The organism is Modestobacter sp. KNN46-3, assembly GCF_011039295.1.
In genome coordinates this window covers 1-21,130 of record NZ_JAAKGN010000059.1, presented here as the reverse complement: position 1 = coordinate 21,130, position 21,130 = coordinate 1, and the positions used below count along the sequence as shown (strand labels likewise).

Here is a 21,130-nt window from a genome sequence, read left to right as displayed (position 1 = left end):
GGCGGCTCAGGGCGAGACTTCCACCTCCACCGCGTCGCCGTCGAAGGACCGGTGGCCGGCGGCGGGCAGCGCCTCCAGCAGCGGCTCGGGATAGTGCCACGCCACGTCCTCGTGGCTCCGCCCGCCGACGACAGCGTGCTCGTACCCGCCACGCCCTTGTACGGGCAGACCGAGGTGGTCCCGCTCGGCACCAGGACACCGTCGCGCAGGTCGGACTCAGGCACGTATCAGCGCACCGGCATGCCGGTCTCCACGACGGCCACGGGCGCGCGGGTCTCGGCCACCACCTGCCCGTCGATCCGGATCGTCACCTGCCGGGACGAGCGCCGCGCGTCGACCCGGTGGAAGGGGTCACGCGGGTGGCCGATCTGCTCGTCGTCCTCGACCAGCCAGGTGTCCAGCTTCTCGAAGTAGAAGGAGACCAGCCCGGCCAGCGGCGGGCAGCCGTCCACCGGGTCCGGATAGGACCAGGCCGCGTCCTCGACCCGCCGGCCGTCCGCCTCCAGGTGCCAGTAGCGGGCCTCGCCCTTGAAGGGACACGTGGTTCGCGTGTCACTGGGCCTCAGCAGCCCCGGCGCCAGGTCGGCCTCGGGCAGGTACCAGCGCGGCATCAGCCCGGTCTCGTGCAGCATCACCGCACCGGTCGTGTCCGCCACGGTCTGCCCGCCGATCACGCCGCGGATGCGCTCCTCGAGCGGGTGCAGGAAGAGCGCGTGCGCGGGCGCGACCGACCACAGATCGGCGTTCAGCCGGCCCGCCGAGGGCCGCGCGAGAGGGCCGGTGCCGAGAGTCAGCGACATGACCCGACCGTAGGCGCGGTTTCCTCACCCCACCAACCGGCTCCGCCCCGGCAGCCGCTCGCTCACCCGCCGCCTGCCTGCGGCATCTCCGCTGCCGACGCCGCCACCCCCATGCTGCTCCCAGCGCGACGGCAGGGGGAGCAGCGCATCCTGACCGACGGTCCCGTCCTGGTCGGCTGCGGCAGCAGAAAGGGCGTGCCGCAGCGGACCGGGGTGATCGGCCCACGGACTTCGGAAGAGGACGGTCCCGTCGGTGCCGACCAGGTATGCGGCGCCCGGTTTCGGATCCAGCAGCCGATGCAGCGTCCCGTCGACGTCGTCCACGGCCACGGCCACGGGATGTCGTCCCGCTCGGCGTGGGCACGAGCCTGCTCCGTCTTGGTGTCCATGTCGCGGGGCTGGACGTATCGGTCACCCGGATGGGCCTCCGCCCACCATCGATTGTCGGCAGGTCCAATGGCGGGAGGTTCCCTCGGGCTCGACTCCGCCCAGGAAGGCCCGGTCTTCGACGAGCAACCCCGCGTAGAACTGCGGGCGGGCGTACTCGGTCACAGTTCCCCCTCGGTCCGTCCATGGGTTCGGTACGTCCATGGGCGTCGTACCGCGAGAGCGGTCGGGGGAATCGAGGCCGGGCTGCCGGTGCGGGTGCTTCGGGGGTTCCTCCGTCTCAGTGCCGTAGTGGCGCGTGGCCGTGCGCCGAGCTCTGTTCGCCGTGCTCGGCGACGGCGCGCAGCCCCTCGAGATCGAGCACGACGATGCCTCCTCGGCGTAACCCGACCAGTCCGGTGGCGCGGAAGTCGCCCAGCAACTTCGTCGCGGTCTCGCGGGTGGTGCCCACCAACTCGGCGAGCTGCTCGTGGGTCAGGCGGATGTGCGGGCCGCGCTGGGGGAAGAGCCCTGTTTCCGGCGGCGCGGCGGTGGCCAGCCGGCACAGGACGCCGGCGACGCGCTGCGGCACCGTCTTGAGCACGGTGTCGGCCAGCCGCTGCTCCACTTCGGCCAACCGTCGGCCCAGCCCCGTGATCATGCGGGTGGCGATCCGGGTGTCGGACAGCAGCATGCTGCGGACGTCCTGCTCGCTCATGAGGCAGAGCACGCTGGGCTCGAGCGTCTCGGCGAAGCCCTCCCCCATCCGCTGGCCGATCAACTCCATCTCCCCGAACAGCGCGCCGGGTCCGAGGACGGCGAGTGTCAGGCGCCTGCCTTCGGGCGAGAGCCGGTAGATGCGCACCGACCCGACCTTGACGATGAAGAGAACCGGGCGCGGCTCGTGCGGCGACCACAGCAGCGTTCCCGCCGGCGCCGTACGCATCGGCGCGTGGGCCGCCAGGTCGGCCATCTCCTGGGGCGTGAGGTCCTGGAACACCTCGACCTCGGACAGGCAGAACACCGGGGCCATGGGAGACGGCGTGCTGCTGGCGTGCGCCGCCATCGTGCTCCCTTCCTGCGTCGGGGCCTACTGGCACGCCGGCCTGCGGTGGTCTGACCCGTGTCCACTGTGGCATCCAGGACCCGCCAGAAGTGTGCCCTGGATCACATACGGCAGCAGTGGCCGCTCTTAGCGTCGAGCTCGCCGGGCGACCGACGCCCGTCGAGTCAGGAGGACGAGATGCGCACGACGGCGAGTGCAACCACGGGCACGACGGCGCAGAACGGTCGCGCAACCCTCATGCAAAGGGTCACCGCGGGCGTGGGCGGCGGCCTGGCCGGAGGTGTGGTCTTCGGCCTGATGATGCAGGCCATGGGCATGATGGGGATGATCGGGCAGCTGGTGGGAAGCACGTCCACGGCGGTGGCCTGGGTGGTCCACCTGGCGATCTCCGCCATCTTCGGCGCGGCGTTCGGAGCTGTGCTGGGCGGTCTCGTCAAGGGCCTGGGCAGCGGGATCCTGATCGGCGCCGGCTACGGCGTCGTCCTCTGGGTGGTCGGTCCGCTGCTGCTCATGCCCGCCTTTCTGGGGATGCCGCTGTTCGTCGTCAACGAGACGGCGTTGACGAGCCTGCTCGGCCACGTGATCTTCGGCGTGGTGCTCGGCGCGGTGGCGGGCGTTCTGCTGCGCCGCCGCACGGCGTAGACGCCGGGCCGTGGCGGTGGCGGACGACCGGGACCGACCGCAGCAACGTGCGACCCCGTCGGAAGGGTCGCTGCTGGAGGTCTACGTCACCGCCGGCTGCCTCGGGTGTGTACGAGCCCGGGAGCTCGTCGCTCACCTGCGCCGGACACGTCCCGGGGCCGCCGCCGAGACGATCGATCTCGATTGCTTGCCACCGGAGGCCCGCCCGGCCGGCCTCGTCGGCACGCCGACCTACCGGCTCGGTGGCCGGGTCCGGTGGCTGGGCAACCCCTCCACCGAAGAGCTGCTCGCTGCCTGGGACGAGGAGGTCGGATGAGATGGCGGCGACCGGTGGGGCGAGCAGCGCGTCGAGGTCGGCGGTCGCGGCGATGGGAGTCGCGCGCCGGGCGAGCCAGACAAGAACAAGGATCTTCACGTCGCCCCGCTCTCCTCGTCGTGAACTCCCCTGCCGACGGCGTGCACCGGCCGTCGAGCTGACACACCACCAGCGAGCCCCGCGATGTCGGCCGATCCCGGGTGCGGCGCAGCCGGCGGACCGGCGGTGGCCTAGCGTCAGCGCTCATGGGACGTCGCGTGGTGGTCATCGGCGGGGACGCCGCAGGCGGCAGTGCCGCATCTCAGGCCACAAAGCGGCAGCCTGATCTCGACGTGGTGATGTTCGAGCGCGGCCGGGCGACCTCGTACTCCGCTTGCGGCATCCCGTACTGGATCGGCGGCACCGTGGGCAGTGAGGTCGAGCTCATCGCACGCACTCCCGACCAGCACCGCGCGGCCGGTATCGACGTGCGGATGCGTACCGAGGTGACCGGCATCGACCTGGACCGACGCGTTGTCCTGTGGCGCGAGCTGGAGGGCGGGGGCGAGGGGATCGAGCCGTTCGACGAGCTCGTCTACGCCGCGGGCAGCGTGCCGATGCGCCCGCCGATACCGGGGATCGACGCCGCGGGGGTCTACGGGGTACAGGTCCTGGACGACGGCGTCGCCCTGCGCGCCGAGCTCGACAGCGGCCGGGTGCGGACCGTCGTCGTGGTGGGCGGCGGCTACATCGGCCTGGAGATCGCCGAGGCCTGCCAGGTCCGCGGCCTGCAGGTCACGGTCGTCGACCGCTCCGCCACGCCGGTCGGCACCTTCGATCCCGACATCGGGGAGTTCATCGCCGACGCGGTGCGCGGTGTGGGCATCGACCTGTTGCTCTCGGAGGCGGTCGTCGCCATCGACGTCGGTCCCGACGGGCGGGCCCGCGCGGTGATGACAGCGAGCGGCCGGGAGCTGCCCGCCGATCTGGTCGTGCTCGGGCTCGGCGTCCGGCCCAACATCCGGCTGGCCCAGGACGCCGGCATCCCGCTCGGCACGTCCGGCGGTATCGCGGTGGACGCCCGCATGCGGACCCAGGTCGAGGGCGTGTGGGCCGCCGGGGACTGCGTCGAATCCCGCCACCGCCTCTCCGGCCAGCGGATGGTGGTGGCGCTCGGCACGCACGCCAACAAGCAGGGCCGCGTCGCGGGCATCAACATCGGCGGCGGGTACGCCACCTTCCCCGGCGTGATCGGCACCGCGATCACCAAGGTCTGCGACCTCGAGGTCGCCCGCACCGGCCTGTCGAGCGAGGAGGCGCTGGCGGCCGGCTACTCGTTCGTGACGGCCTCGGTGGACTCCACCACCAAGGCCGGCTACTTCCCCGGCTCCCGGCCCATCCGGGTCAAGATGATCGCCGAACGACGCAGCGGGCGGCTGCTCGGCGCGCAGGTGGTCGGCCGGGAGGCGGCCGCCAAGCGCATCGACGCCCTGGCCATCTGCATCTGGAACGAGATGACCGTCGACCAGATCCTGTCCCTGGACCTTGCCTACGCGCCGCCGTTCGCGCCGGTGTGGGACCCGGTGCTCATCGCGGCCCGCAAGGCCTTCGAGGCCGTCGAGGTCGACGTCCGGCGACTCTGATCCGGTCACCATCGTCCCCGCACGGCCAGCGACTCCAGCCGACCCCGCTGCCCCTGGACCGGTCGTGCGAGATCGCCCCTGCCAGACGGGATCGGGCGGCGTCCCCAGTCAGGGCTGTCCGTCCCGGCCGACGGCCGGGTCGCTCCTGCGCCGGTACCGGTGAGCGGTGGCCGCGCCGCCGACGGTGAGCGCGACGAGCGCGAGGACGGCGACGGCGAAGGGCCACGACCCCGGTGTCGTGCCGTAGGCGCCCAGGGATGCGTAGGCGATCGTGCCGGGGATGATCCCCAGCGCGGTACCGATGAAGTAGTCGCGGTTGCGCACCGCGGTGAGCCCGGCCGCGTAGTTGATCGCGGTGAACGGCAACACGGGCACCAGCCTGACCCCGAGGACCGCCAGGAACCCGTGACGTCTCAGCAGCGCGTCGATGCGGGCGACCCGGCGGCCGGTGATCCGGTCGACGGCGTCACGGCCCAGCCCTCGCCCCAGCCCGAAAGCGGCCACCGCACCGAGCAGCGCGCCCACCAGGACGAGGACGGTTCCCTCGACCAGCCCGAAGAGCAGACCGGCGATCACCGTGAGCACGTTCTTCGGCAGAGGGGCCAGCGTGACCACCGCGTAGAGCAGGACGAAGGCCGCCGGAGCGGCCGGCCCCATCGCGGTGACGTCAGCGGCCAACTGCTCCGGGTCCGGTGATCCGATCAGCCCTGCCACCACGGCGGCCACCAGGACGATGGCCGCGAGCACGATGAGCCGGCCCCACGCGAGGCGGGCGCTTCTCCGATCGACGGGCGGAAGTGCCCGCCCCGGCGCGGCGGGTCCCTCGTCTGGCGGAGCACTCTGGTCGCTCACCTGTGCAGCTCGCCGACCATGAGCCAGTCCACCTCCCGCATCTGGTCGGCGTCCAGCGCGGGAACGTCCCGGACCGGCCGCGTCCGATCGGCGGCGCGAGCGCCGCGCCCGTTGGACGCTGCCATGCCCGGCCTCGCGGTGAAGCCGGAGTAGCTCAGCATTCGTCTTCCTCCCAGGTAGGTGTCCTCACCTCCCGCTGGTTGGCGCGGTGTTGTGATCGGGTGGCGTGAGGGGGAGGTCTCGGCCGACGGATGGCGACCTTGCTGGCTACCGGTGCCGGCGTGCCAGGCCGACGGCGGCCGCGCCGAGGGCTGTCAGGCCGGTGAGGACGGCACCACGGTGCAGGCTCACCGGTAGCTGGACGCTGCGGGTGTGCGCTTGGTCGTCGAACGGGCCGTGGGTGCCGTGGTCCCCGGGCACCGGGGAGAACAGGTAGTTCGGCGAGTCTGGGTCGGCGGGCTCGTCGGTCTGCTGGGAGGAGTAGCCGGTGCGGCCCAGGTAGTGGTCCAGCAGCCCGCCGGCCACTCGACTGCCGAGGATGGTCGCGACGGTGGAGGCGCCGACCCAGACCTCCCGGCGTCGGTGTTCGCTCGCCCAGACCACGGCACGCGCGGCGACCTCCGGCTGGTAGATCGGTGGCACCGGCTGGGCCTTGTGCGGCATCTTGGCCAGCCCCAGCCGGAACTGCGGGGTGTTCATCGCCGGCATGTGGACCGAGGTGATCTGGACCCGACTGCCGTCGTGCAGCAGTTCAGCCCGCAAGGAGTCGTACAGGCCGTTGAGCGCGTGTTTGGATGCGCAGTACACCGACTGCAGTGGGATGCCGCGGAACGCCAGGGACGAGCCGATCTGGATCAGGTGGCCGGTGTCGCGCTCGGTCATCCGGCGCAGCGCAGCGCGGGCTCCGTTGACCGAGCCGAGGAAGGTGACCTCCACACCCCGCCGGTACTCCTCGGGACTGACCTCGAGGAACGGGGAGAAGACGGCTGCCATGGCGTTGTTGACCCACACGTCGATGGGGCCCAGCTCCTGCTCCACCCGTTGCGCGGCCGACTCGACCTGGCCGTCGTCGGCCACGTCGACCTCCACCACCAGGGCGGTACCGCCGCGTGCCCGGACCTCCTCTGCGGCCGCCTCCAGTCCCGTCCGGTTCCGGGCCAGCAGGGCCACGCGGTCCCCGCGGTCGGCGAAGGCGTGCACGATGGCTCGGCCGAGTCCGGCGCTGGCGCCGGTGACGACGACGACCTGGGGCCGGGAACGATTTGATCGGGTCATGCTTCTCCTCTTGTAGGGGCCGGGTACCAGCAGCACGTCGCCGTTGGTCCGCCGCCGGGTTCACTGGACGTCATCGAGGTCCTGCCTCGATGTGCACTGGGTCAGCCGCCAGGCGGCGTTGACCAGACCGACGTGGGAAAACGCCTGCGGATAGTTGCCCAGCTGTTCATCGCTGGCCGGGTCGACCTCCTCAGCGAACAGGCCCAGTTCGCCGCCGTACTCGAGGAGATGGTCGAACCGGCTCTCGGCCTGCTCGACCTTGCCGGCCAGGGCGAGGCACTCGACCAGCCAGAAGCTGCAGATGAGGAAGCCGGCGGTGTCTCCGTCCCAGCGGCGCACCAGCCATCCGTCGGTCAACCGGTCACGGACGGCCTCAATGGTCGCCAGCATTCGTGGATCGTCGGCCGGCAGGAAGCCGACGAGCGGCATCATCAAGACCGAGGCGTCCAGCGAGTCCGACCCGAAAGCTCCTGCGTAGGCGCCCGCCGACTCGCTCCATGCTCGCTCCAGCACCGTCTCGCGGACTTCCTCGCGGGCGCGCTTCCACTCGTCGGGCCGAGCGCGGTCGCCAAGGTCGTCGGCAAGCGCGATGGCGCGGTCCAGCGCCACCCAGCACATCACCTTCGAGGAGGTGTACTGGCGCGGCTGGTCGCGGGACTCCCACATCCCGGCGTCGGGCTGCTGCCAGTCCCGGGCGGCCTGGTCGGCCAGGGTGATCAACAGGTCCTGAGTCGCCTCACTGAAGGGCGTCACGTGTTCCCGCAGCAGGTGCGCGGCGAAGAGGATCTCCCCGAGCACGTCCAGCTGCCGCTGCTTCCAGGCGTCATTGCCCACCCGCACCGGCCGGCTGTCCCGGTAGCCCGCGAGGTGGTCGAGGGTGTGTTCGGTGAGGTCGCGTTCCCCCTCCACCCCGTACATGATCTGCAGCGGCGCATCGCCCACCTGCCCCACCGCGGCGGTCAGCCAGTCGAAGAACCGGTTGGCCTCGTGCGGGCAGGCTGCGACCCACAGCGCCTGCAGGGTCAGGCTGACGTCACGCAGCCAGGCGAAGCGGTAATCCCAGTTGAGGCTGCCGCCCAGCTCCTCGGGGAGTGATGTGGTCGCCGCCGCCACCACCGCACCGGTCCGCTGATAGGTCAATCCTTGGAGCACCAGGGCACTGCGGCGCACCTGGGCGACATGTCGTCCCTGGTACCCGCGGTGCAACTCCGACCAGGACCGCCAGCCCGCCACCGTGTCCTCGATCGCCTCCGCGGGTTCCGCGTCCAGCCCGCCGTCGTCCTCGTAGGGCGACGTGAACGCGAGGCAGAAGCCAACCCGCTCCCCCGCCCCCACCCGGAACCCACCGCGCAGGTCACCGTCGTGAGCGTGCAGATCGACAGGAGTGGTGAGCCGCAACGCCACCGGCCCGACGTGGGCCGACCAGGAGCCCCGATCGCCCGACCAGCGCGGCGCGGTCAACCCGTACTCGAAGCGGGGCGAGACCGTCGTCTGCAGGGTGACCGCGCCCTCGAGCCCCTCCACCAGGCGGAGCAGCGCGTGCGGCGAGCGAAGCCCGATGTCGTGCCCCCGCGCGCCCGGCTGCAGGCTCAGCGCGTCGGTGATCGCGACAGCGCCCGACTCCGTCCGGAACACCGTCCGCAGGACCAGGGTGTCCTCGACGTACTCACGCTCGGCCGTGTACTCATCCTTCGGCGCCAGCAGCCAGTGGCCCGCGGCGGGATCCAGCAGCCGGCCGAACACCGACGGCGAGTCGAACCGGGGCAGGCACCACCAGTCCACCGAGCCACCGGTACTGATGAGTGCAGCGGACGAGCAGTCGGACAGGAATCCGTAGGCGGCGAGGGGCGGCCCCGCGGTGTCATCGGCCATGGCGGGGGCTCCTTGCTGGAACAGAGTGCCTCACGGTTCGGCTCGTCGGCCGGCGGCGGCGGCGGCAATCAACTGGTCGGCGGTGCGGGCGGCGATCGCCTGGATGCTCAGGCTCGGGTTGGAGACTCCTGAGGTGACGAAGACGCTGCCGTCGCCAGATGTAGAGGCCGGGAACGTCCCAGCTTCGATCATCAAGCCTTTGCCGACCAGGCCGCTGCTGGTGGGCAGTCCGTCAGGGCGCGTCGATGAGGCCGACAACAGGAGCAGACGGGGCGTCTCGATCGAGTAAGCGCTGACGTGACGATCGGCGCGCGCTGCTGCTCTTCGTGGACGTTGCCGTCGGCGTCGCGCCGGAAGTACGTCACGCCGGTAGCCCGACCGGACGTCGGTGTTGACCCGGTGCACCATGCAGTCGGGGCGGATCGCCGCGCCGTCCCGCATCGCCTCCTCGGCGCCGGCCCGCACCGCTTCGGTGACCAGCCTTCTTGTCTCCATCGCCCCTCCCCGATTCAACGGATGGCACCGCCCGGCAGCGGCCGGGGCCCGGCCGACTTGAGAGCGTGGTGCTCGACGGGCGTCCCGGGAAACGGCGACTGCACTCCAGGTGACAGTCCCGGCGTCCATGCGTCCGATGATCTCTGCATCCGTCCCCGGCGGCCGGTCAGCACGAGAAGCGTCAAGCGCGGCGCACAGGCACGATCAGCAGCACCGCCGACGGAAGGAGCAGCCATGCCGGTCGGTCCGCCGGACCGCTGGATCAGCGGAGTGTCCGCCCGCCATGACCTGACGCTGCTGGAAGGAGAGATGCTCGCCCACCTCCGCCGAGCCGGCACCCCCCGAGGAGTGCGCGCCGGACAACTGCTCGCCGCCGCCGGCCAGCACACCGACCGCGTCCTCGTGGTCCTCGACGGCGAACTGGAGCTGCTGGCCCGGCTTCCCAGCGGCGGGCGGGTCGTCATGGCACTGGTGCGCCGCGGCGGCGTCATCGCCGACATTCCCGTTCTGCTCGGCTCGCCGATGCCCTTCGACGCCGTCGCCTCACGAGGGACGTGGATCATCGAGATATCCGATGAGGAGTGGATGCGCCTGCTGCAGCAGTTCCCCGCGCTGTGTCTGCGCTGGATGGCCTCCATCGCCCGACGGCTGGACGCGGACCGTCGCCGGCTCGCGGTGATGATGACTCGCCGACTGGAAGCTCAGGTGGCGTTCATCCTGCTGGAGCAGCAGGAGCAGGAGTCCGGCAAGCTCGTCGTCCGGCTCACCCACGAAGTGATCGCCGACCTGGTCGGCGCACGGCGCCAATCGGTGAGCCGGGTCATGCGCGCTCTGACGAGCACGGGGCTGATCAGGAGCGGCTACGGGCAGGTCGAGCTGCTGGACGTCCCGGGGCTCGAGGCGCTGCTCGGCGGGGACCTTCTCCCCCAGGCATCCCGGTGAACGTCACCTAGGGCGCATTCTGCGTTCCGGTGGGTCGAGCAGGGGCACGCCGACCACCACAGAGGGGCCGCGATGCCGTCGTTCATCGGGAGTGACGGGGTGCGGCTGCGGAGGTGGCGGAATGGCGAAGATCGACAAGAGCATCGAGGTCAGCGCTTCCGGGGAGCAGGTGTTCGAGGCGCTCACCGACCTCGACCTGCTGCCCGTCTGGTCGACGATCACCGTGGAGACCCACGGGACCCCCCGTAAGCCGATCGAGGAGGGCGACACGTTCGTCCAGACCCTCCGGGTGCTCGGTCGGAACCTGGAGAGCACGTGGGAGGTCACCCAGCTGCAGCGGCCACAGCGAGTCTCGTACTCCTCGGAAGCGCCCGGCGGCGGGCTGCTGCGCATGGTGCAGACCGTCGAGGAGACCGACGGCGGGAGCCGGGTGGACGTCGAGCTGGACTACGAACTGCCCGGCGGCCTCGTCGGTGAGCTGTTCGACTCGGCCTACGCCGAGCGGCGCAACGAGCGCGAACTCGAGCACTCCCTGCACAACCTGAAGGAACTGGTCGAGGCCCGCGCCGCGCGCTAGCCGCCGACCCGACCCCACCCACCGAGACTCTTCAGGAGGACGACATGGACTTCGAGTTCTGGCCGGCAGTGATCGCCGGCCTGGCGGGCGGCGTGGTGATGACCGCGATGATGACCATGATGCAGAAGGCCGGCAAGACCGGGATGGACATGGCCCTGATCGAGGGATCGATGTTCACCGGCGACCGGGGCAAAGCCAAGGCGATCGGTCTGATGATGCACCTGTTCGTCATGAGCGCCCTGGTGATCGGCTCGATCTACGGGTTGCTGTTCGCCTGGCTCGACGTGGACTCGGGCAACGCCTGGTGGGTCGGCGCTCTTTTCGGGATCGTGCACGGCTTGATCGCCGGGATGGCGATGGCGATGCTGCCGGCCATGCACCCGCGGATGCACGCTGGAGCCACCACCGCCCCGTCCGCTGCGTCCGGCTCTCCGGTGGAGCTGGAGCCGCCGGGGTTCTTCGCCAAGAACTACGGGGCCTCCACGCCGCCAGGGCTGGTCATGGGGCACGTCGTGTACGGGCTGGTCGTCGGCCTGGTCTACGCCCTGTTGGCCTCCTGAGTCGGCCCGCCGGCTCCCTCGTCCATCTCTCCCGCTGAAAGGTCGAACGATGCCCCGCCCGCTACATGACCAGGTCGTCGTGGTCACCGGCGCCTCCTCCGGCGTCGGCCGCGAGACCGCACTTCTCCTTGCCGAACACGGCGCCACCGTCGTGCTCGCCGCCCGCAACGAGGAAGCACTACGCACACTGGAAGCCGAAGTGACCCGGCTCGGCGGCACGGCGTTCGTCCGCCCCACCGATGTGGCGGAGTGGCCGCAGGTCGAGGGGCTGGCCCGCGAGACCGTCGAGCGGTTCGGGCGCATCGACACCTGGGTCAACTGCGCGGCCACCGCGGTCTACGGCGAGGTCCACCAGCTGAGCGCCGAAGAGATCACCCGGGCCATCCAGGTGATCCTCCTCGGCCAGATCCACGGGATGAAGGCCGCGCTGGACCAGATGCGCCCGCAGGGCCAAGGCGGCATCGTCAACGTCGCCAGCGCACTCGCCGTCCAGGCCGTCCCGCTGCAGGCGCCCTACGTCGCGGCCAAGCACGGCATCCTCGGGTTCGCCGAGTCGCTGCGGATGGAACTGGAGCACGAGCGCAGCCCGGTCACGGTCAGCACGCTGTTGCCCTCGTCGATCAACACCCCGTTGTTCGAGCACGCCCGGTCGAAGATGGGGGTCCTCCCCCAGCCGGTCCCGCCGATCTACCAGCCCCGGGTCGTCGCCGACGCCGTGCTGCACGCGATCTCCCACCCGCAGCCGCGGATGGTGGTCGGCGGGGGCGGCAAGATGCTGGAGATGGTGCACCGGATCGCGCCCCGGTCCGCCCCGACCTTGGTGCTGCGGGTCGGCAAGACCGTGCAGAAGCAGAAGACGGACCGGCCCGACGTCGGCACCGACAACCTCTTCACCGCCAGCAGCGGACCGGGTGCGGTGGAGGGCAGCTTCGGGCAGCGCGCCAAGTCCACCAGCGTCTACACCACCGTGCTGGAACAGCATCCGCAGCGCATCCGGGCCCTCCTCGCCGCAGGCGCCCTCCTCACCGTCACGGCCCTGCGCCGCGGGAGGCGGTGACCGGTGGAGCTGCGCACCCGACCGCACCAGCGGTTCGCCTACCGGGACCGCTCGCTGCTGGTCACCAGCCCGCTCGGCCTGTGCACCGGAGAAGGCGCGGAAGGCTTCTACTTCCACAACACCCGGATGCTCTCCCGGCTGAGCTGGAGCATCGACGGCCAGCAGGTGACTCCGTTCGCCTGGAGCGACGTGTCCCACGCCGCGTTGCTCGGCTACGCCGAAGTGCCCGAGTCACAGGAACTGCAGGAGACCGAGGTGTTCAGCGAGGTCACCGGCGCGCACCTGGAGCTCTCGGCCTTCGTCGGCGACGGCCTTCGCCTGCGCGCCGAGATCGCCAACTACACCCATCAGGACCGGCACCTGGTCCTCGGTCTGCACCTGGCGGCGGACTTCAGCGGCACTGCCGAGGCCGACGCCGGCACACCCGACCCCACCGGTCCAGCGCTCGCGTCGTGGGATCCCGAGCGGCGCCGGCTGGAGCTCCGACTGGACAGTGACCAGCTCGACCGCGCGGTGCGTGTCCAGGTCCTCGACGAGACGGACGCAGGCTGGAACGACGGCCGCCTGACCATCCCGCTGTCCGTGCCGGCCCGCGGCAGGCGCCGCATCGAGGTGGCCGTCTGCCCGGTCGTCGACGGCCGCGAACACCGACCGGGCGCGGGCGCCTTCACCGTCGGGTCCACCGCCGCCCTGGTCAGCCGGCGCCTCGGCGAGGAACCCCCGCTCCTGGAGGCGTCCGATGCCACGGTCCAGCGCACCTGGGACACCGCGGTGGCCGACCTGGCCAGCCTGCCGCTCGGTCTCGAGGAGGGGCCGAACGCGCTCATCGCCGGGGTTCCGCTCTACGACCAGTTCTTCGGCCGCGACACCCTCACCACCGGCTGGCAGGCGCTGCTGGCGCTGCGCAGCCCGCTGCGCGACGCCCTCCGGGTCAACGCCGCCCTGCAGGGCGAGCGCATCGACGACTGGCGCGACGAGGAACCCGGCGCCATGATCCACCAGGCCGGCGACGCCCCCGCCTCCGCGCGAGGCGACAACCCCTTCGACCGGTACTACGGCGACTACGCCACCCCGGTCGACTACGTCGCCATGCTCGGCCAGTACTACGCCTGGACCGGCGACCGCGACACAGCCCTCCAACTGCTGCCGGCCGCCCGCCGAGCCCTGACCTGGCTCGACCGCTACGGCGACCTCGACCGCGACGGCCTGCTGGAGTACCGCCGCCGCTCGCCGAAGGGGGTGCGCAACCAGGGCTGGAAGGACGCACCCAACGCCATCGTCGACGCCGAAGGGCAGGTGCAGTCCGACCCGCTGATCACCTGCGAGCTCCAGGGCTACTGGTACTCCGCGCTGCGCAACATCGTTCCCGTCCTGGTGGCGGCCGGGGACCGGTTGTACGCCCGCCGGCTGCTGGCGCAGGCCGCCCGGCTGCGTCAGCGGATCAACGACCGGCTCTGGCTGGAGGACGCCGGCATCTATGCACTGGGCCTCGACTCCGACGGCCGGCCGCTGACTCCCGTGACGAGCAACGCCGGGCACATGCTCCTCACCGGCGTCGCCACCCCGGAACAGGGACAGCGGGTGGCTGCCCGGCTCATGCAGCCCGACATGTTCTCCGGCTGGGGCATCCGCACCTTGTCCACCGACAACCCCGCCTACAACCCGTTCAGTTACCACCTCGGTAGCGTCTGGGCCGTCGAACAGGGCACCATCGCCGCCGGCTTCGGTCGCTACGGCTGCTGGGAGCAGCTCCACGGACTGGCACGGGGACTGTTCGACACGGCCGAGCTCTTCACCGCCAACCGGATCCCCGAGGCCGTCGGCGGGCTCACCCGGGACGACGACCATCCCCACCCGGGCGTCTATCCCCAGGCCAACGCTCCGCAGTCCTGGTCGGCCAGCGGAACCGTGCTCATGATCCAGGCGCTGCTCGGGGTCCGGCCGGTGGCCCCGGCACACCTGCTGCTGCTCGACCCCCGACTGCCCGACTGGCTCCCAGAACTCAACCTCCGGCGGCTGCGCATCGGCGACGCCACGGTCGACCTACATGTCTGGCGCCACGGCGACCGCACCAAGTGGCGCGCACAGGTCCGGACCGGTCGGTTGCTCGTCCGGCAGCGACCGTCCCTGCGCACGCCACAGGCGCGCACGGCACGGGCCGTGGAGAGCCTGGTGTCCCGATGAGCGAGCCCACCCCCTGCCGAGCGACGTCCCTACGGCCCCACGCGCCATGGTCCTGACAGCCACGATCGCCGGGCTCGTCGCCGGCGCTGTCATGAGCATCGAGAAGATGCTCGAGGCAGCACTGAGGGGCAAGGGCTTCTGGCGACCACCGAATCTCATCGCCTCCATGCTGCTGGGGCCGCGAGTCGACACCGGGCGGTTCCTGCTCGGCGGCTTCCTCGTCGGTATGGCCCTGCATGCGCTCGCCTCGGCCTTCATGGGCTGGCTGTACGGGGTGGCCATCGCCGAACACGTCGACCAGTGGCCGGCCCTGCTCCAGATCCTGCTCATCCTCGGATACGCCGTCGTGCACTGGGCCTCCTACCAATACCTGATCATGCCGTGGCTGGCACCGGTGATGAACCGGAACAGCTCCCCCCTGTCATTGGCGGTGGCCCACATGGTCTGGGCTCTGGCCTTCGCCGCGTGGTTCCTCCCCATGTCCGGGCAGTGAGCACGGCCACCCGCTCCCCCCGTCCGCGGAGACGCAGCCGCCGCGCAGGCTGCGGCGTCAGCCGACCGGTGACCGCATGGTCCCGGGGATGCGGGCTGAGACAGGTTTGCGGCGAGCCAGTCGCGGGGGGACTCACCGTCAGTCGACTTGGCATCCGGGATGACAGTTGACGCCTCAACATCTCGCCTCCGGGCATGGCCCCGGCACCGGAGTTCCACCCTGATCCGACCTGGAGGCCCCCATGCAGCTCACCGCCGGTGACACCGCACTGGTTCTGACCGATCCACAGAACGACTTCCTCAGCCCCGAAGGCGTCACGTGGGAGCTGGTCGGCAAGAACGTCGAGGAGAACGGCACCGTAGAGCACATCGAACAGCTGCTCATCGCCGCAAAGCAGGCCGGCACGCCGGTCTTCGTCAGCCCGCACTACTACTTCCCCCATGACCACAAGTGGGAGTTCGGCGGCACGCTGGAGCAGAAGATGCACGAGATCGGCATGTTCGACCGCCCCGGCCCGCTGCAGATGCAGGGCTTCACCGGCTCGGGCGCCGACTGGCTCGAGCAGTACAAGCCCTTCCTGGAGGACGGGAAGACCGTCGTCTGCAGCCCGCACAAGGTGTACGGACCCGAGCAGAACGACCTCGTGCTGCAACTGCGCAAGCGCGGCATCACCAAGGTCGTCCTCGCCGGCATGTCGGCGAACCTGTGCATCGAGAGCCACCTGCGCGAACTGCTGGAGCAGGGGTTCGAGGTAGCCGTCGTCTCCGACGCCACCGCTGCCGCCCAGCACCCTGAGATGGGCGACGGATACGCCGCCGCGCTGACCAACTTCCGGTACATCGCCGGCGCCGTCCTGACCACCGAGGAAACGGTGCAGGCACTCGCCGCCTGACGCTCCAGCCCCGGACACGGCAACCCAGGTGGCCATCCGGGCACAGCCACGCACCCCGCGACGCTGGCCTGACCGACGCTAGCTCGTCGTCCACCCCGATGAAAGGAACGCCAATGACCCGCATCCCCGTCCACACCGTCGACTCCGCCCCGGAGGGCAGCCGCGACGCGCTCAAGGCGCTCGAGGCCAAGTTCGGCAAGGTCCTCAACATCCACGGCGCGATGGCACACTCCCCCGCCGTCCTGCAGACCTATGTCGCGATCCAGCAGGTCATGCAGGACACCGGCACGTTCGACGGCCGGACCCGTGAGGCCATCGCATTGGCGGTGGCGAACGTCGACGAGTGCTCCTACTGCCAGGCCGCGCACACCGCCGGGGGTAAGGCGGCCGGGCTCAGCGAGCAGGAGACGATCGACATCCGCCGCGGACAGGTCGAGGACCCGAAGCTGGGTGCGCTCCTCACTCTGGTCCGCGAGCAGACCGGCAGCATCGGCTCCGTCCAGGACAGCACCTGGCAGGCAGCGCTCGATGCCGGCTGGACCGACGCCGAGCTCACCGAGACGTCGGTCCACGTCGCACTGAACCTGTTCACCAACTACTTCAACCACCTGGTGCAGACCGACTTGGACCTGCCGCCGGCTCCGTCCCTCTGAGACCCCAAGGCCCTCCCCCGGGCCGCCTCGAACGAGAGGAGGTCGGGCGACTGCCTTCACAGCTGAACCGTGCTGCGGTTGCGGGGCGGGGGCGAAAGCACCCGCCCCGCAAGACCCCTTAGAACGGGCAACCCCTGAGTCGAGAACTGACTATTCACGGCATGGGACGCGATCGGGACTGCCCAAGGTTCGGTTGACTCCTCGCCTGTGAGACCTCGGGTCTCGCCGACGACGTCCGGTTCGTCGGGCCAGAGCGCAGTGGCGTAGCGCTCGCTGGTCACGCCGCCCGGCCGGGTCGCCAGGTAGGCGACGATCTCGGTGTAAAACTGCCGACGCGGATTGCGTTCGGGCAGCGAGCCCTGGGCCCGGACCTCGACCGGATCAAGCAACGTCAACTTCGGCCGCGGTGACGAGGGATCGGCCCACTCCGCCAGGTCGCTGTCCAGGTCGGGATCGGCGCTCTCGACCTCGCGACGGACCCGCTCGTCGGTGGCAGGGGCCAACGCGCGCAAGTCGGGCTCGGTGGTCGCGGCGCGATCCAGGTATGACTGCGCAGGCAACGGCAGGACCGAGTCGGCCGTCTCCGTGGATGGATGGGCCAGGCGTGCCGCCGGCTCGTCGTCGGCTACATCGGGTCCGAGTAGCGGCTGCCGCGACGGCTCGGCCGCGTCGACCCGAAGACCGCCGCAGGCGTCTGAGTGCCGGTCCCAGGGCTCGTCCCCATGGGCTGGCGGGACGGGACGGTCCTCGGTGACGGCGGCCAGCACGAGCATCTGCGCCGGTGAGGCGGCCTCCTCGGCCGGGAGCTGGTGGGCACGGAGCTCGAGATCGAGCGCGGGGATGCGGAGAACGCCGGCGTCGTCGATGGTCAGCTGCCATCGGACGTCGTCGGCTCGGGCGGGTGCGTTGGCCACCACCACAGCCACCGCGCTGCGCGAGGGCTGCTGCTTGAGGGCAGTCAGCAGCGGCGCCAGTTCGGCGCTCGACTCGCCTGCACCCGGGGCGATGAGCAGGACGTGCGAGGCCCACGCATCGGGTGTAGTTCCGGAGCCACTCGACGTGGTCACGCCGTCGTGATCCCGTCGAGTGGGCTCCGTGCTACCCCACGGGCGTAGTGGCCAAGGAGTTCACCGTGCTGACGAACTTCCCGTCGGCTGCACGGCTGCCCCGGCGGCGCGCTGTGACGGGCCGGGCGCTATGGCCTCACGCGAGGGTCGAGGGCGCGGTCGAAGATCGCGCTGGTGGCGGCGATGTTCACGGCCTTGTCCAGGACGTCAATGGTCCAATCCTTGCGCGACCACGTCCACGGCTTGCCCAGCCCGAGGGCTGTGATCATGACTAGGTCCTGGGTGTAGATGGCGCCGAACGTCGCCCCCGCGCCCCGCGCGCCGCGCAGGCCCAAGTGGGCCGCCACCCCGTAGGCGGCACCCCACATCGCGCCCAGCGAGGTGTGGGTGGCGTAGTTGAGCCGTTTCCTCCCCGCATCGCTGCGGGGCTTCACCGGCAGCAGTCTCTCGGTAAGGTCCGCCGGGCCGTAGCTGTCCCCACGTTCGGAGATGGGCATCTCGACCAGCTTCTGCCACGCGGTCATCACGAGGCTGCCGGCCACACCGGCCAGCACGCCGCGACCGACGTTCGCCGCCAGAGACGGGCGCTTGGTTGAACGGTTGAGGAGGGACATGGCGACCAGCTACCCGCCCGCAGGAGCCTCAACCGCCCTCCACGTCCTCCACCTCGACTTCCACCCGCTCGCCGGGGAAACACAACAGCCCGCGGACGGCCTCGGCGTCGTGGAAGGGGTCGGGATAGGTCCACGCCAGGTCCTTCTCGGACCTCTTCCCCAGGCGGAGCGACCAGTAGTGCGCGATCCCCTTGTACGGGCAGCGGGTGGTGGTGCAGCTGGGCTCGAGCAGGTCAGTGCGCACGTCCTCGCGCGGCAGGTACCACCGCACGGGCAGGCCGCTCTCGCAGAGCATCCGCGGCGCGGTGGAGTCAGCGACGATGGTGCCGTCGACGCTCACCCGCACCCGACGGGAGCTGCGCAGGACGTCGATACGGGTATAGGGGTCTCGGGGGTGGACGAAGACCTCCTCGTCCTCCTCGAACACCCCGTCCATCGAGTCCCAGTCGAAGGCGATCAGGCCGGTGATCCCCGCCGCGGTGGGCGGCGGGTGCTCCCACGAGTAGGCCGCGTTCACCGCCCGCCGCTGGCCCACCTGCACCGTCCAGTACCTGCCGTCCCCCATCCCGGGGTCGGACCGCCGCCGCTCGCTCGGCTCGAACAGGTCCGTGCGCACGTCCTCGCGCGGGAACAGGTACGTCGGCGTCCGGCCCGGCGGATGCAGGAGGTGCACGTCGGTGCTGTCGGCGACCGCCGTCCCGCCCAGGATGACCCGGACCCGCCGCGGCGAGCTCTCCAGGTACAGCACCTGCTCGGGGGCGTGAGGATCGAAGTTGAACCTTCCTGCCGGATGCTCCCCGAACGGCCCACTGCCCTTGGTCAAGCTCATGCGCCGCGACTACCCGGGCCACCGACACCGACACGTCCCCGACCTGGCCGGCACAGCTCCGGCAGCTGCCACGTCCTCGCGGCAGCATCAGAACGCCGGTGCAGCACGGGCGGCCCGGTTCGCTGTGCGCAGGGCCGGCGAGCGACGGTCGGCCCCCAGTTGTCCCTTCAGCCGCAGGGCCTCGCCGCCATCGCCATCGCCGTTGCCGGGCTCGGAGCTCCCGGTACGCGCCCCTGTTCGAACTGCTCGTCCACACCGGGCTGCGCCGTGGCGAAGCGCTCGCGCTTCGATGGGTTGACGTCGACCTGGACCGAGGGACGCTGCGCGTGCGGGGAACCCTGGCGCGCATCAACGGCGTCCTGGTCGTCACCGAGCCCAAGACGGCCAAGTCCAGCTGGTTCGTGCCGATCTCCGCGCCCGCCGAACACCTCCTGCGGAACGTGCAGCGCGCGCAGGCCGCGGAGCGGCTGCACGCAGGTTCGGCATGGCGGGAGACCGGCCGCGTAATCACCACCGAGACCGGAGAGCCCTGCGACCCACACAACGCCCTGCGGGCGTTCAAGGTCGCAGCCGCACGAGCCGGTCTGACCGACGCCGGCCTCCACACCCTGCGCCACTCAGCCGCCAGCGTGATGCTCACCCACGGGGTTCCCCTCAAGGTGGTCTCGGACATCCTCGGCCACTCCTCGATCGCCATCACCGGCGACGTCTACGGACACGTCTCCCCCGACGTCTCGCGGGATGCCGTCACCACCCTGGGCACCGTCCTGACCAACTCAGGGTCGGCTGATGGTGGTCAAACCCGACCGGACAACAGTCGGGGCCGCTCCCGGTCTCCCGGAAACGGCCCCTGACCTGCACCTCCGCCTGTCGGGCTGACAGGAACTGAACCTGCGACCCCATGACCCCCAGCTCTCGGCGGACAGTCCGTCGACGTCCCCTGGCGTGCCATTTCCGCTTGTGACAGGGGCACGACGTCCGCGTTCGTCCACGCAGATCCGTGGCCGGGCGAACTGCGTTGCAGTACCGGTTGCAGTGCGAGATCGGCGAGTCCGAGCGACGCAGCCGGTGCGGCTGGGCGTAGTCCTCCCCGGCAAGCTCTGGACGACTCCTACTCATGTAGTCATACTTTTGACCATGACGACGTTCTCGCTCGCGGACGCGAAGGCGCACTTCTCCAGACTGGTCGCCCAGGTCAGTGGCCAGCACGAGCGGGTCTACGTGACCGTGCACGGCAAGCCGTCCGCTGTTCTCCTGGCGACCGAGGACCTCGAGTCGCTCGAAGAGACGATCGAGATCCTTGCCGACGCCGACGCCATGCGCAGACTGCACGCCTCCGACGCCGAACTCGCCCACGGTGATGCCGAGACGGTGGAGGATCTCGACGCCGCCATGCAGCGCCGTCGCGCCACTCCATGACCGCGGACCAGGACCGCTATGTCCTGGCCATCACCCCCACCGCTCGCCGTCAACTCACCGAGCACTTGCCCGAAGCGGTCGCGACCGCTGCCTACGAGTTCATCGTCGGGCCGCTGCTCGACAGCCCCTACCGGGTCGGCAAGCAGCTCCGCCCTCCCCTGGACGATCGACACAGCGCGCGCCGTGGCACCTACCGCGTCATCTACCGAATCGACGACCAGAGCCGAGCGGTGACCGTGGTCGACGTGGCCCACCGCCGAGACGCCTACCGGAGGTGACGTGGCGGCGCCCGCGCGGCGAGTCAACTGAAGGCGGCGCACTCCCGGCGGCGTTGCAGTACCGGTTGCAGTACGTGCGCGACCACCGCTATGACGCAATCTGGGCGCGCGGCGCACCGCTGACCTGCGACTTTGCCCTATGCCAAGGGGCTCAGTCTGGATGCCGCAATCGCTGGTCCCGGGCGGATCGCCGTACCTGGCCCGCAGACGTCTGCGTCACAGGGGCGGCCACGCTCATCGACCGGCCCCTGACCTGCAC

The 21,130-nt window shown here is 70.8% G+C and carries 25 protein-coding genes and 1 pseudogene; 14 read left to right on the top strand and 12 right to left on the bottom strand.

Annotated elements, in window-relative coordinates:
- Window positions 1–6 precede the first annotated feature (6 nt).
- The 4 genes and pseudogenes from G5C62_RS29015 to G5C62_RS13950 form a co-directional block, all read right to left on the bottom strand.
- Window positions 7–191: pseudogene (locus G5C62_RS29015) on the bottom strand (DUF427 domain-containing protein).
- Between the two features lie 36 nt (window positions 192–227).
- Window positions 228–800: a DUF427 domain-containing protein gene (locus G5C62_RS13960; RefSeq protein ID WP_206330634.1), complete on the bottom strand. Its 573-nt coding sequence runs from the start codon at window positions 798–800 to the stop codon at window positions 228–230.
- 24 nt (window positions 801–824) lie between these two features.
- The gene (locus tag G5C62_RS13955) at window positions 825–1,136 is read right to left on the bottom strand and encodes a hypothetical protein (protein WP_164701461.1); all 312 of its coding nucleotides are present in this window, start codon (window positions 1,134–1,136) and stop codon (window positions 825–827) included.
- A 331-nt stretch (window positions 1,137–1,467) separates the two neighbouring features.
- On the bottom strand, window positions 1,468–2,232 hold the full coding sequence (locus G5C62_RS13950; RefSeq protein ID WP_206330633.1) for a Crp/Fnr family transcriptional regulator: 765 nt from the start codon (window positions 2,230–2,232) through the stop codon (window positions 1,468–1,470).
- A gap of 177 nt (window positions 2,233–2,409) precedes the next feature.
- Here G5C62_RS13950 and G5C62_RS13945 point away from each other — a divergent pair, with 177 nt between their 5' ends.
- The 3 genes from G5C62_RS13945 (at window position 2,410) to G5C62_RS13935 (ending at window position 4,812) form a co-directional block, all read left to right on the top strand.
- The gene (locus G5C62_RS13945) at window positions 2,410–2,874 is read left to right on the top strand and encodes a hypothetical protein (protein ID WP_241175890.1); all 465 of its coding nucleotides are present in this window, start codon (window positions 2,410–2,412) and stop codon (window positions 2,872–2,874) included.
- Window positions 2,875–3,061: 187 nt separating this feature from the next.
- Window positions 3,062–3,190, top strand: a complete 129-nt coding sequence (locus G5C62_RS28120; protein WP_241175889.1) for a DsbA family protein — start codon at window positions 3,062–3,064, stop codon at window positions 3,188–3,190.
- Window positions 3,191–3,435: 245 nt separating this feature from the next.
- Window positions 3,436–4,812 carry an FAD-dependent oxidoreductase gene (locus G5C62_RS13935; protein ID WP_164701459.1) on the top strand — a complete coding sequence of 459 codons (1,377 nt, stop codon included), beginning with the start codon at window positions 3,436–3,438 and terminating at the stop codon, window positions 4,810–4,812.
- A 108-nt stretch (window positions 4,813–4,920) separates the two neighbouring features.
- Here G5C62_RS13935 and G5C62_RS13930 read toward each other — a convergent pair whose 3' ends face one another.
- The 5 genes from G5C62_RS13930 to G5C62_RS13910 form a co-directional block, all read right to left on the bottom strand.
- Window positions 4,921–5,559 (bottom strand): TVP38/TMEM64 family protein, encoded by a 639-nt coding sequence (locus G5C62_RS13930; RefSeq protein ID WP_164701458.1) that lies wholly within the window; start codon window positions 5,557–5,559, stop codon window positions 4,921–4,923.
- Between the two features lie 101 nt (window positions 5,560–5,660).
- The gene (locus G5C62_RS13925) at window positions 5,661–5,825 is read right to left on the bottom strand and encodes a hypothetical protein (protein ID WP_164701457.1); all 165 of its coding nucleotides are present in this window, start codon (window positions 5,823–5,825) and stop codon (window positions 5,661–5,663) included.
- Window positions 5,826–5,931: 106 nt separating this feature from the next.
- On the bottom strand, window positions 5,932–6,939 hold the full coding sequence (locus tag G5C62_RS13920; RefSeq protein ID WP_164701456.1) for an SDR family oxidoreductase: 1,008 nt from the start codon (window positions 6,937–6,939) through the stop codon (window positions 5,932–5,934).
- Between the two features lie 60 nt (window positions 6,940–6,999).
- Window positions 7,000–8,811, bottom strand: a complete 1,812-nt coding sequence (locus G5C62_RS13915; protein WP_164701455.1) for a glycoside hydrolase family 15 protein — start codon at window positions 8,809–8,811, stop codon at window positions 7,000–7,002.
- A 30-nt stretch (window positions 8,812–8,841) separates the two neighbouring features.
- A complete protein-coding gene (locus tag G5C62_RS13910) occupies window positions 8,842–9,306 on the bottom strand; it encodes a hypothetical protein (RefSeq protein WP_164701454.1) in 465 nt (154 codons plus the stop codon).
- Between the two features lie 21 nt (window positions 9,307–9,327).
- On the opposite strand from G5C62_RS13910, the gene G5C62_RS13905 reads away from it, so the two are divergent.
- The 8 genes from G5C62_RS13905 to G5C62_RS13870 all read left to right on the top strand — a co-directional run bounded on the left by G5C62_RS13905 (window position 9,328) and on the right by G5C62_RS13870 (window position 16,664).
- Window positions 9,328–10,248: a Crp/Fnr family transcriptional regulator gene (locus tag G5C62_RS13905; RefSeq protein ID WP_164701453.1), complete on the top strand. Its 921-nt coding sequence runs from the start codon at window positions 9,328–9,330 to the stop codon at window positions 10,246–10,248.
- Window positions 10,249–10,369: 121 nt separating this feature from the next.
- Window positions 10,370–10,825: an SRPBCC family protein gene (locus G5C62_RS13900; protein WP_164701452.1), complete on the top strand. Its 456-nt coding sequence runs from the start codon at window positions 10,370–10,372 to the stop codon at window positions 10,823–10,825.
- Between the two features lie 44 nt (window positions 10,826–10,869).
- Window positions 10,870–11,385 carry a hypothetical protein gene (locus G5C62_RS13895; protein WP_164701451.1) on the top strand — a complete coding sequence of 172 codons (516 nt, stop codon included), beginning with the start codon at window positions 10,870–10,872 and terminating at the stop codon, window positions 11,383–11,385.
- A 49-nt stretch (window positions 11,386–11,434) separates the two neighbouring features.
- Window positions 11,435–12,442, top strand: coding sequence for an SDR family oxidoreductase (locus tag G5C62_RS13890; protein ID WP_164701450.1), 1,008 nt, complete (start codon window positions 11,435–11,437; stop codon window positions 12,440–12,442).
- Window positions 12,443–12,445: 3 nt separating this feature from the next.
- Window positions 12,446–14,626: a glycogen debranching N-terminal domain-containing protein gene (locus G5C62_RS13885; RefSeq protein ID WP_164701449.1), complete on the top strand. Its 2,181-nt coding sequence runs from the start codon at window positions 12,446–12,448 to the stop codon at window positions 14,624–14,626.
- 46 nt (window positions 14,627–14,672) lie between these two features.
- Window positions 14,673–15,119, top strand: coding sequence for a hypothetical protein (locus tag G5C62_RS13880; protein WP_156119254.1), 447 nt, complete (start codon window positions 14,673–14,675; stop codon window positions 15,117–15,119).
- A gap of 241 nt (window positions 15,120–15,360) precedes the next feature.
- Complete coding sequence (locus tag G5C62_RS13875; RefSeq protein WP_164701448.1) at window positions 15,361–16,011, top strand: cysteine hydrolase; 651 nt, start codon at window positions 15,361–15,363, stop codon at window positions 16,009–16,011.
- Between the two features lie 113 nt (window positions 16,012–16,124).
- A complete protein-coding gene (locus G5C62_RS13870; protein ID WP_164701447.1) occupies window positions 16,125–16,664 on the top strand; it encodes a carboxymuconolactone decarboxylase family protein in 540 nt (179 codons plus the stop codon).
- A 56-nt stretch (window positions 16,665–16,720) separates the two neighbouring features.
- On the opposite strand, the gene G5C62_RS13865 is transcribed toward G5C62_RS13870, so the two are convergent.
- The 3 genes from G5C62_RS13865 to G5C62_RS13855 all read right to left on the bottom strand — a co-directional run bounded on the left by G5C62_RS13865 (window position 16,721) and on the right by G5C62_RS13855 (window position 19,174).
- Window positions 16,721–17,731: a hypothetical protein gene (locus tag G5C62_RS13865; protein ID WP_206330632.1), complete on the bottom strand. Its 1,011-nt coding sequence runs from the start codon at window positions 17,729–17,731 to the stop codon at window positions 16,721–16,723.
- A 128-nt stretch (window positions 17,732–17,859) separates the two neighbouring features.
- Window positions 17,860–18,345 carry a hypothetical protein gene (locus G5C62_RS13860; RefSeq protein ID WP_164701446.1) on the bottom strand — a complete coding sequence of 162 codons (486 nt, stop codon included), beginning with the start codon at window positions 18,343–18,345 and terminating at the stop codon, window positions 17,860–17,862.
- Window positions 18,346–18,373: 28 nt separating this feature from the next.
- Entirely contained in the window at window positions 18,374–19,174 is an 801-nt protein-coding gene (locus G5C62_RS13855) for a DUF427 domain-containing protein (protein WP_164701445.1), read from the bottom strand.
- Between the two features lie 98 nt (window positions 19,175–19,272).
- Between G5C62_RS13855 and G5C62_RS13850 the strand changes: the two genes are divergently transcribed.
- The 3 genes from G5C62_RS13850 (at window position 19,273) to G5C62_RS13840 (ending at window position 20,871) form a co-directional block, all read left to right on the top strand.
- On the top strand, window positions 19,273–20,028 hold the full coding sequence (locus G5C62_RS13850) for a site-specific integrase (RefSeq protein WP_164701444.1): 756 nt from the start codon (window positions 19,273–19,275) through the stop codon (window positions 20,026–20,028).
- Window positions 20,029–20,311: 283 nt separating this feature from the next.
- On the top strand, window positions 20,312–20,593 hold the full coding sequence (locus G5C62_RS13845; RefSeq protein WP_164701443.1) for a type II toxin-antitoxin system Phd/YefM family antitoxin: 282 nt from the start codon (window positions 20,312–20,314) through the stop codon (window positions 20,591–20,593).
- Window positions 20,590–20,871: a type II toxin-antitoxin system RelE/ParE family toxin gene (locus G5C62_RS13840; protein WP_164701442.1), complete on the top strand. Its 282-nt coding sequence runs from the start codon at window positions 20,590–20,592 to the stop codon at window positions 20,869–20,871. Before G5C62_RS13845 ends, G5C62_RS13840 begins: the two co-directional genes overlap by 4 nt.
- Window positions 20,872–21,130: the final 259 nt, after the last annotated feature.

Bases quoted from the DNA above. Each gene is read 5' to 3' on its own strand.
- G5C62_RS13960 (WP_206330634.1), bottom strand. From the start codon at position 800: ATGTCGCTGACTCTCGGCACCGGCCCTCTCGCGCGGCCCTCGGCGGGC.
- G5C62_RS13950 (WP_206330633.1), bottom strand. From the start codon at position 2,232: ATGGCGGCGCACGCCAGCAGCACGCCGTCTCCCATGGCCCCGGTGTTC.
- G5C62_RS13945 (WP_241175890.1), top strand. From the start codon at position 2,410: ATGCGCACGACGGCGAGTGCAACCACGGGCACGACGGCGCAGAACGGT.
- G5C62_RS13935 (WP_164701459.1), top strand. From the start codon at position 3,436: ATGGGACGTCGCGTGGTGGTCATCGGCGGGGACGCCGCAGGCGGCAGT.
- G5C62_RS13925 (WP_164701457.1), bottom strand. From the start codon at position 5,825: ATGCTGAGCTACTCCGGCTTCACCGCGAGGCCGGGCATGGCAGCGTCC.
- G5C62_RS13920 (WP_164701456.1), bottom strand. From the start codon at position 6,939: ATGACCCGATCAAATCGTTCCCGGCCCCAGGTCGTCGTCGTCACCGGC.
- G5C62_RS13915 (WP_164701455.1), bottom strand. From the start codon at position 8,811: ATGGCCGATGACACCGCGGGGCCGCCCCTCGCCGCCTACGGATTCCTG.
- G5C62_RS13910 (WP_164701454.1), bottom strand. From the start codon at position 9,306: ATGGAGACAAGAAGGCTGGTCACCGAAGCGGTGCGGGCCGGCGCCGAG.
- G5C62_RS13905 (WP_164701453.1), top strand. From the start codon at position 9,328: ATGGCACCGCCCGGCAGCGGCCGGGGCCCGGCCGACTTGAGAGCGTGG.
- G5C62_RS13900 (WP_164701452.1), top strand. From the start codon at position 10,370: ATGGCGAAGATCGACAAGAGCATCGAGGTCAGCGCTTCCGGGGAGCAG.
- G5C62_RS13895 (WP_164701451.1), top strand. From the start codon at position 10,870: ATGGACTTCGAGTTCTGGCCGGCAGTGATCGCCGGCCTGGCGGGCGGC.
- G5C62_RS13890 (WP_164701450.1), top strand. From the start codon at position 11,435: ATGCCCCGCCCGCTACATGACCAGGTCGTCGTGGTCACCGGCGCCTCC.
- G5C62_RS13880 (WP_156119254.1), top strand. From the start codon at position 14,673: ATGGTCCTGACAGCCACGATCGCCGGGCTCGTCGCCGGCGCTGTCATG.
- G5C62_RS13875 (WP_164701448.1), top strand. From the start codon at position 15,361: ATGCAGCTCACCGCCGGTGACACCGCACTGGTTCTGACCGATCCACAG.
- G5C62_RS13870 (WP_164701447.1), top strand. From the start codon at position 16,125: ATGACCCGCATCCCCGTCCACACCGTCGACTCCGCCCCGGAGGGCAGC.
- G5C62_RS13860 (WP_164701446.1), bottom strand. From the start codon at position 18,345: ATGTCCCTCCTCAACCGTTCAACCAAGCGCCCGTCTCTGGCGGCGAAC.
- G5C62_RS13855 (WP_164701445.1), bottom strand. From the start codon at position 19,174: ATGAGCTTGACCAAGGGCAGTGGGCCGTTCGGGGAGCATCCGGCAGGA.
- G5C62_RS13845 (WP_164701443.1), top strand. From the start codon at position 20,312: ATGACGACGTTCTCGCTCGCGGACGCGAAGGCGCACTTCTCCAGACTG.
- G5C62_RS13840 (WP_164701442.1), top strand. From the start codon at position 20,590: ATGACCGCGGACCAGGACCGCTATGTCCTGGCCATCACCCCCACCGCT.